General features: G+C 73.2%; 5 protein-coding genes and 1 pseudogene. 3 read left to right on the forward strand and 3 right to left on the reverse strand.

Translation table 11 applies throughout. From position 1 onward, the window contains the following. Positions 1 to 35: 35 nt before the first annotated feature. Entirely contained in the window at positions 36 to 1,685 is a 1,650-nt protein-coding gene (locus tag ACWD4U_RS29155; protein WP_363460148.1) for a DUF4192 domain-containing protein, read from the reverse strand. A gap of 205 nt (positions 1,686 to 1,890) precedes the next feature. Between ACWD4U_RS29155 and ACWD4U_RS29160 the strand changes: the two genes are divergently transcribed. Both ACWD4U_RS29160 and ACWD4U_RS29165 read left to right on the forward strand, forming a co-directional pair. Next, positions 1,891 to 4,086 (forward strand): RecQ family ATP-dependent DNA helicase, encoded by a 2,196-nt coding sequence (locus ACWD4U_RS29160; RefSeq protein ID WP_363460150.1) that lies wholly within the window; start codon positions 1,891 to 1,893, stop codon positions 4,084 to 4,086. 590 nt (positions 4,087 to 4,676) lie between these two features. Continuing rightward, positions 4,677 to 5,168: pseudogene (locus tag ACWD4U_RS29165) on the forward strand (hypothetical protein); the annotation flags it as partial. Positions 5,169 to 5,335: 167 nt separating this feature from the next. Here ACWD4U_RS29165 and ACWD4U_RS29170 read toward each other — a convergent pair. Both ACWD4U_RS29170 and ACWD4U_RS29175 read right to left on the reverse strand, forming a co-directional pair. After that, entirely contained in the window at positions 5,336 to 5,950 is a 615-nt protein-coding gene (locus ACWD4U_RS29170) for a hypothetical protein (protein WP_363460152.1), read from the reverse strand. A 159-nt stretch (positions 5,951 to 6,109) separates the two neighbouring features. Next, positions 6,110 to 6,796 (reverse strand): ribonuclease HII, encoded by a 687-nt coding sequence (locus ACWD4U_RS29175; protein ID WP_363460154.1) that lies wholly within the window; start codon positions 6,794 to 6,796, stop codon positions 6,110 to 6,112. A 388-nt stretch (positions 6,797 to 7,184) separates the two neighbouring features. On the opposite strand from ACWD4U_RS29175, the gene ACWD4U_RS29180 reads away from it, so the two are divergent. Beyond that, the gene (locus ACWD4U_RS29180) at positions 7,185 to 8,735 is read left to right on the forward strand and encodes an MFS transporter (RefSeq protein WP_363460156.1); all 1,551 of its coding nucleotides are present in this window, start codon (positions 7,185 to 7,187) and stop codon (positions 8,733 to 8,735) included. Positions 8,736 to 8,821 lie beyond the last annotated feature (86 nt).

Below are 8,821 nucleotides of genomic sequence, written 5' to 3' on the forward strand. Positions count from 1 at the left end.
CTCCCCGCACGGCCGGGTGTCGAGGCTACGCACAGTCAACCTCCGTTGCGGTGGTGTCGGTTGGCCCCCGCGCGGGGGCTGCGGTGCCTGGCCTGCTCGACCAGGTGCGTGCGCGGGCGCAGCCTGCGCACGGGTGAACGAGCCGCGACGCCTCCCGGCGGGCACGGCCTCGCCGGATCCGACGGATCGGGTACGGCAGGTGCGGGCGTTTCGGGCGCAGCCGGTGCGGGCGTGTCAGGCACAGCCGGTGCGGGCGTGTCAGGCACAGCGGGTTCGGGTGCGTCAGGCACAGCGGGTTCGGGTGCGTCGGGACCCGCAGGCTCTGGCACGTCGGGCACGGCAGCGGCGGACGTATGGGGCACGGCAGGTGCAGCCACCGCGGGTCCAGCCGGGTCGGTCGGTACCGCAGGCCGGTCAGGCCGGTCAGGCCGGTCGGATCGGTCCGGTCGGTCAGGCCGGTCCGGTCGGTCAGGCCGGTCGGATCGGTCCAGTGCGTCGTCGCCATCCGGAGTCGCGGGTCCGGTCTCGCCGTCCGTGCCCGGCGGGTGGTGGGGGACGGGCAGGTGGCGCAGGCGGGCGGCTCGTTCGCGGCGGACGATGCGGTGCAGGGCCTCCGGGGCGAGGCCGGAGTTCAGGGATTCGTAGAGGAGTTGGGCCAGGGTGTAGTCCGGTTCCAGTTCCAGGGCGCGGGCGAGCACGACCCGCGCGGTGGCGAGGTCTCCGGCCAGCCAGGACGTCCAGGCCAGCAGGGTCATCGGCGGGGCGGCCAGGTGCTCGAAGGGGTCGACGCAGCGCTGGATGAGGAACCGCCACAGCCGCTGGGCGACGGCGAGTTCGTTGGGTTCGGCGTACTCGGCGGCGCGGTCCCGACCGAGCTTGTCCTGGAAGCCGACCAGCAGCCGGGCCGTCCGCCTGGTGTCGAGCTCGCGTGCTCCGGTGCGGAACTCGGCCATGGCGCTGGCCAGGAGCTCGGCGGTGCGCTCGACCGCGGCGTACCGGCCGCCCGGGCCGGCGAGTTCGCGGATGAACGGCGGTCCGGCGTCCTCCAGGGCGCGGCGCTGGACCTCGGCGAGCGGCGGGCCCACCGCGGCGAGGCCGGCCACGATCGCCTTGCGGCTGCCGCGCGGGGCGAGCCCCGCGTAGGTGGCCGCGACCGCGAGCGGGCTGGGTTGGTGCGCCGCGCGGACCGGAGTGCCGTCGGGGTGACAGCAGTCGACTCCGGTGCACAGGAAGGACCACCAGCGACCGCCGGAGACGCACAGCGACTCCTTGACGATCACCTGCTCGGCCTCGAAGGCCCGGGCGAGCGCGCCGGCCAGCGGACTGAGCGCCGTCAGCACGGCCCGGCCGCCCTCGGGCGCCGGGTCTCCCCCGGCGGGATCGCGGCACACGTACAGCAGGACTTGGGCAGGGCGCCGATCTCGCTGCTCGGAGAGCTCGATCAGCAGCCGGGCGGATTCGGTGGCAACGCGCTCCCAGTGCGCGGGGTCGTCCGGAATGTCGATCCGGATCACCCCGCCCTGGTCCAGCGCGGGGCCCTGCAGGCCCACCGCGACGATGCTGTCGTCGGGGAAGAAGCCCAACAGGTACGGGAGCATCTCGGCCATGTCGGCCGGGCCGCGCAGCCGGACCGGGAGGTGGCCGGGGAGCGGGGCGGGCGTGGTGGTGCGGTCGTCTGCGGTCATGGCCGGAAGCCTGGCCCCGGAAGCGATCCGCCGGCCGACATTTCCGCTTCCCTGTGGATAAACCGGGGGGTTCAGCATTTGCTCCCGCAAATGGCCCAATCCTCACCGGGATACCGCCTTCTCATGGTATTTCATCCGACCGACGTCGAGTTATCCACAGCCCGGCATTCGCGGTCTGTCCGCCGCGCGCGGTATCCATGACCCCATGCAGACGCGCGAGCTCCACCCCACCACCCCCGCCGACCGCGCCGCCGTCCGAGCCGCGGCGGAATCCGTGCTGCGCGAGCTCGCCGGGCCGAGCGCCGCGCTGCGCGAGGACCAGTGGACGGCGATCGAGGCACTCGTGGTCGACGGCCGCCGGGCCCTGGTGGTCCAGCGGACCGGCTGGGGCAAGTCCGCCGTCTACTTCATCGCCACGGCGCTGCTGCGCGCCCGCGGCGCGGGGCCCACCGTGATCGTCTCCCCGCTGCTGGCACTGATGCGCAATCAGGTCGACTCGGCCGCCCGCGCGGGCATTCGAGCCCGCACCATCAACTCGGCCAACCCGGAGGAGTGGGCGGAGATCCAGCAGGAGGTCGCCGACGGGCGGGTCGATGTGCTGCTGGTCAGCCCGGAGCGGCTGAACAACCCCGACTTCCGTGACCAGGTGCTGCCCAAACTGGCCGCCTCCACCGGCCTGCTGGTGGTCGACGAGGCGCACTGTATCTCGGACTGGGGCCACGACTTCCGCCCCGACTACCGGCGGCTGCGCACCATGCTGGCCGAGCTCTCCCCCGGCGTCCCCGTGCTGGCCACCACGGCGACCGCGAACGCCCGGGTCACTGCGGACGTCGCGGAGCAGCTCGGCACCGGTGCCGGCGACGAGCGGGCCCTGGTGCTGCGCGGCCCGCTGGACCGGGAGAGTCTCAGCCTGGCCGTCATGGCGCTGCCCGACCCGGCGCACCGGCTGGCCTGGCTGGCCGACCACCTCGCCGAACTGCCCGGCTCCGGCATCGTCTACACACTGACGGTCGCCGCCGCCGAGGAGGTCACCGAGTTCCTGCGCGGCCGCGGCTACCCGGTCGCCTCCTACTCCGGCCGCACGGAGGACGCCGAGCGCCGCGAGGCCGAGTCGGCGCTGCTGGAGAACCGGGTCAAGGCACTGGTGGCGACCTCCGCACTCGGCATGGGCTTCGACAAGCCGGACCTCGGATTCGTGGTCCACCTCGGCTCACCGAGTTCCCCGATCGCCTACTACCAGCAGGTCGGCCGCGCCGGCCGCGGAGTGGACCGGGCCGAGGTCCTGCTGCTCCCCGGCCGGGAGGACGAGGCGATCTGGCGGTACTTCGCCTCGCTGGGCTTCCCCGCCGAGGACCAGGTCCGCCGCACGCTGGACGCGCTGGCCGAGGCCGGCCGCCCGCTCTCCACCGCGGCGCTGGAGACTGCGGTGGACCTCCGGCGCACCCGGCTGGAGACGATGCTCAAGGTGCTGGACGTGGACGGCGCGGTCCGCAAGGTGCGCGGCGGCTGGGAGTTCACAGGTCGGCCGTGGCAGTACGACGCGGAGCGCTACGCCAAGGTCGCCCGGGCCCGCGAGGCCGAGCAGCAGGCGATGCGTGACTACGTGTCAGCCGAGGGCTGCCGGATGGAGTTCCTGCGTCGACAGCTCGACGACCCGGAGGCCACGCCCTGCGGCCGGTGCGACCGGTGCGCCCCGCCCAAGCACTCCCCCGAGGTCACTGCCGAAGCGCTGGACGCGGCGCGCGCCGCGCTCGGCCGGCCCGGTGTCTCCTTCGACACCAGGCGGATGTGGCCGACCGGGATGGAGTCGCTGGGCATCCCGCTGAAGGGCCGGATCCCGGCCACCCAGCAGGCCGAGCCGGGCCGCGCCCTCGGGCGGCTCTCCGACATCGGCTGGGGTGGTCGGCTCCGTGCCCTGCTGGACGAGCGCGCCCCGGATGGCCCAATCCCCCGCGAGGTGCTGGACGCGCTGGTCGGCGTGGTCGCCGACTGGGCCCGCGGCCCGGGCGGCTGGGCGGGCCCGGCCGGGTCGAACGGCGAGCGCCTGGACCGACCGGTCGGCGTGGTCGCGCTGGACTCCGCCACCCGTCCGGAGCTCCTGGCCAGCCTGGCCGGGCAGTTGGCGTCGGTCGGCCGGATGCCGCTGCTCGGCCGCATCGAGTACGCCACCGGCCAGCCCCCGCACGGTCCGCGGAGCAACAGCGCCCAGCGGCTGCGCTCGGTCGCGGGCGCGCTCGCCCTCTCGCCCGCGCTGACCGAGGCCCTCGCCGCGAACCCCGGCCCGGTGCTGCTGGTCGACGACCTGGTGGACTCCGGCTGGACCCTCACCGTGGCCGCCCGCCTACTCCGGCAGGCCGGTGCCACCGCGGTACTCCCCCTCGTCCTGGCGGTCCGCGGGTGAGCACCGGCGGACGGCCGGACGAGCCGGCGGACGACCCGGGCGAGGCTGAAGCACCGGCAAACAGTCGGAGCAGCCGACTGGCGGTCCGGGAGAGGTGTAGGCGCCGACGGGCGGTCGGAGTAACCGACTGACGGTCCGGGGACAGGGCGAGCACCCAGGACCGGCACGCGCAGGGCTGGGCCCGGGACCCGAGCGGGGGTGACCATCCGAAGCCCGACAACGGCGCCGGCGGGGAATCGTTGATCATCCGCGCGCGAGCCGCTCCTCAGGTCCCGAAGAACCCGGCGGTAGCATCGTGTACATCTGAAAGTTCCAGCCAGTACACCCGCCGGTTCCCGCCCGATCAGCCGAACGGCCCAGCCGTAGGGGCGGGACATATCCGGCAGAAGCGCGACTTTCGGGCGGCGTTCGTCATTTCATCATTGCCGCTCGACCCGCTGTGACCTGAGAATTGGAAGGTATCCAGAGCCTGGTCCGTCGGACCCGGCCTTCGGCATACGCTCGTACGCTCCGGCGTCACGGGCCCGGGAAGGAGGACCGTGATCAACGGCATCGACCGAGGTCCTTCTCCCTGCGACAACTCGCGGACGATCGCCCTGGCGGACTGGACCGGCCTCGGCGTGCCACTGCTGCGGGCGCCGCGCGAGTTCGTCACCGAGCTGCACCAGCGCCACCTGCCGAAGCCCGGGACGACCGTGGTCGCGGTGCTCGATCCGGAGCAGCGGGTGGTGGCCTCCGCCTCCTTCGCGGTCCGGCCGCAGCTCGGCGACGGCTGGGAGCACCGCAACGCACTGCTCACCCAGCTCCGCCGGATCACTCCGCACGACCTGAAGCGCGCCGCGCCCAGCCGCGCCGCGGTCCTGCTGCGCTGCCGCGACGGCCGCCCGGGCTGGACCGAGCAGGACGGCGCCTGGATGTGGGCACTGCGCGCGGCCGCCGAACTGCACGGCCTGCGCTGCGGCTCCTACCTGACGCTCACGCCGGCCGGCTGGCAGTCGATCGGGGACGGGCGGCGCGGCCGGAACCCGCACTCGGGCTCCTGGACGCTCGGCCCGCTCCACACCGTCACCGAACTCCCGCCACCCGGCTACCTGCGGTCCGACCGGCCACCGGCCGGCCAAGAGCAGTCCGACCAAGAGCAGTCAGGCCAAGCGCAGTCAGACCAAGTGAACGGCCAGACCCCCACCGACCCGGCCCCCAACGGCCAGACCACCAGCGGCCAGACCACCAGCGGCCAGACGGCGGACGATCAGGCGAACAGCGGTCCGACGATCTCCGATTCGCCGCAGACCACCAGCAGCTTGGCGGCCCGCTCCAGCGCCTTGCGCGCCGCCGCGGCGACCCGGTCGGCCCGGCCCTCGTTGACCACCAGCACCACCACGTCGCGCCGCAGCGGACGGGTCGCGGCGGCGTCGGCGTAGAACACGTCGCCGCCGTCGGCGAGCTGGCCCCAGTAGCTCTCCTCGCCGAAGCTCAGCTCGTGCTGCTGCCAGGGGTGCGCCTCGCCGACCGTCAGGACCAGCACGTCGCCGGGGAGCCGGCCGGCTTCGAGCAGCGCGTCCACCGCCTCGTCGGCGCGGTCCAGCGCATCGGCGGCGGAGACCGAAAACAGCTCCACCGTCGGGCGGTTGGACCGCGGCGCCGGTCCGGGCTTGGGACGGGCGGCGGGCCGGGGTCCGGGAACGGGCCGGTCCGCACGGGGCGGTGCGGGGCGCGGCGGGCCGGGTCGGGGACCCGGGACGGGCGCGGCGACGGCGGTGGCGGAAGGCATACGGGGGGCAGGTGCGTCCGACTTGTGGGGAAGGGGAACGCCGGGGCCCGGGATCGTCTCGTGAATCTCCGGCTCCTCGGGGAAGACAGGCATACCCGGATGTCTATCAAATGCCGGTCGGATGCGCACGGGCACCCCACCAGTTGGAAGTGTGGCGTGCCACACGACCGGGCGCGACAACGTCCGGATGACGGTCGGATGAATGCTGACGAACCGTCAACACCCGGTCCGCCGAAGGCCCTCCGGACGCCGTCAGAATCCGAGCGAGAGCTGCTCGCCGACGGCCTCGGCCGGGGTGCGCTGCCGCTTCAGGTGGCTCCACCGCGGCAGGGCGTCGAGGTAGGCCCAGGAGAGCCGGTGGTGCTCGGTCGGCCCGAGTTCCTCCAGCGCGGCGCGGTGCACCGGCGAGGGGTAACCGGCGTTCTCCTCGAAGGCGAACGCCGGGTGGCCGACGCCCAGTTCCGCCATCTGCCGGTCGCGCTCGACCTTGGCGAGCACCGAGGCGGCGGCGACGCAGACGCAGGACTGGTCGCCCTTGATGACCGTGCGGACCTTCCACGGCCCGCCCAGGTAGTCGTGCTTGCCGTCCAGGATCACCGCGTCCGGCTCGACCGGCAGTGCCTCCAGCGCGCGGACGGCGGCCAGTCGCAGCGCGGCGGTCATCCCCAACTCGTCGCACTCCTGCGCGGAGGCGGAACCGAGCGCGTACGCGGTGACCCAGTCGGCGAGGACGGGGGCGAGCGCGTTGCGGCGGCGCTCGGTGAGCAGCTTGGAGTCGGTCAGGCCCTCGGGCGGACGGCGCAGGCCGGTGATCGCCGCGCCGACCATGACGGGCCCGGCCCAGGCACCGCGGCCGACCTCGTCCAGCCCGACCACCACGCGCGCTCCGGCCCGGCGCAGCGAACGCTCGACCGAGTGGGTCGGGGGGTCGTAGGGCATCGGCGCGGTCCGTTCGGTGAGGCTGGGTGACGATGCGGGGGGCTGCCCGCGGGTGGCACCTCCTGCACCGTTCAGCCTACGCCGCCGGGCGCGGGCGCCCGCGTCCCGATCCGCGCCGTGGCGGCAGCGGCGGTCGGGGTGCGCCCGGTGACCTGCGTCAACTCCCCGCGTGCGGACCCGAGATCGGCGATGTCAGTAGGGAGTGCAAGAGTGGACGCCACGGCGGCCGTGACGCGGTCGTCCACCGCCGGGAACGGCTGCGTCCGCCTCGGGGACCGGCCGCCACGCCCGGCATTCGGTGAACGGGTCCGTTGACCGATGCCAGGTCGAGCTTCACCCGGATCGCAAGCACCTTCCGAAACAGCAGTAGCCAGCAGGGGGAACAACAGTGGCTATCTCAGACACGCTCAGCAAAACGGCTCCATCCGGTGGGGCGAACCAGAACAAGGGGATCACCCTCACCGTCATCGCGGCCACCCAGCTCATGGTCGTGCTCGACGCGACGATCGTGAACATCGCGCTGCCGCACATCCAGGACGCACTGCACTTATCCACCACCAACCTGTCCTGGGTGATCAACGCCTACACCCTGACCTTCGGCGGCCTGCTGCTGCTCGGCGGTCGGGCCGGCGACATCCTCGGCCGCCGCCGGGTGTTCATCGTCGGCGTGCTGCTGTTCGGCCTCGCCTCGCTGCTCGGCGGCTTCGCGCAGAACGGCGGCATGCTGCTGGCCGCCCGTGCGCTGCAGGGCATCGGCGGTGCGATCTGTTCACCGACGGCCTTCGCGCTGATCGCCACCAACTTCAAGGAAGGCCCGGAGCGCAACCGGGCGTTCGGCGTCTTCTCGGCGGTGGCGGGTTCCGGCGCCGCGATCGGCCTGCTGGCCGGCGGCCTGCTCACCGAGTACCTGAACTGGCGCTGGGTCTTCTTCGTCAACGTGCCGATCGCCGCGCTGATCGCCTACGCCGCGCCGCGGTACATCAACGAGTCCGACCGCCAGCCCGGCACCTTCGACCTGCCCGGTGCGCTGACGTCGACGCTCGGCCTGGTCAGCCTGGTCTACGGCTTCATCCACGCCGCCGACCCGAAGGCGGGCTGGGGCAACGGCGTCACGATCGCCTCCCTCGCGGTCGGCGCGGCGCTGCTGGTCGCCTTCGTGGTGATCGAGCGGCGCACCGCCCAGCCGATCACGCCGCTGCAGCTGTTCCGCGACCGCAACCGCACCGGCGGCCTGATCATGATGCTCTGCCTGGCCGCGGCCATGTTCGGCATCTTCTTCTACGTCACGCTCTTCGTGCAGCGCGTGCTCGGCTACTCCCCGCTGATGGCCGGTGTGGCCTTCCTGCCGATCAGCGTCGCGATCATCATCGCGGCCCAGCTCGCCTCGACCTTCCAGGTCAAGCTCGGCCCCAAGCCGTTCATGGCGGGCGGCGCGGTGCTGGTGACGGTGGGCCTGTCGTGGCTGACCCAGACCAACGCGGACAGCAGCTACGTGGCGGGTGTCCTCGGCCCCACGGTCACCTTCGGCTTCGGCATGGGTCTGATCTTCGTCCCGGTCATGCTGATGGCGGTCGCCGGCGTGGCCGCGCACGAGACCGGCGCCGCCTCCGGCCTGCTGAACTCGGTGCAGCAGATCGGCGGTTCGGTCGGCCTCTCGATCCTGACCACGGTGTTCGCCAACGCGGCGACCTCCGAGGCCGGGAAGCAGGCGGCGGACTTCATGGCCAACGCCACCCCGGAGCAGAAGCTCTACCTCCAGCAGAATGGTTCCTTCCCGCTCGGCAGCAGCTGGGCCAACGACGTTTTGTCGTACGCCATCTCGCACGCCTTCGTGGTGGGCGTGGCGTTCTCGGTGGTCGCCCTGGTGACGGCGGTCTTCGTGATCAAGGCGAAGGCCGGCGACCTGCCGACCGAGGGCGCGGCCGGCCTGGCCGTCTGACCCGGCGTCAGCGCTGAACATCTCGGAGGGGGTGGTGCGGGCTCGCAGCCCGCACCATCCCCTCCGCGCGTGTCCGGGGCGACCCC

It is taken from the genome of Kitasatospora sp. NPDC002522, from assembly GCF_053595195.1.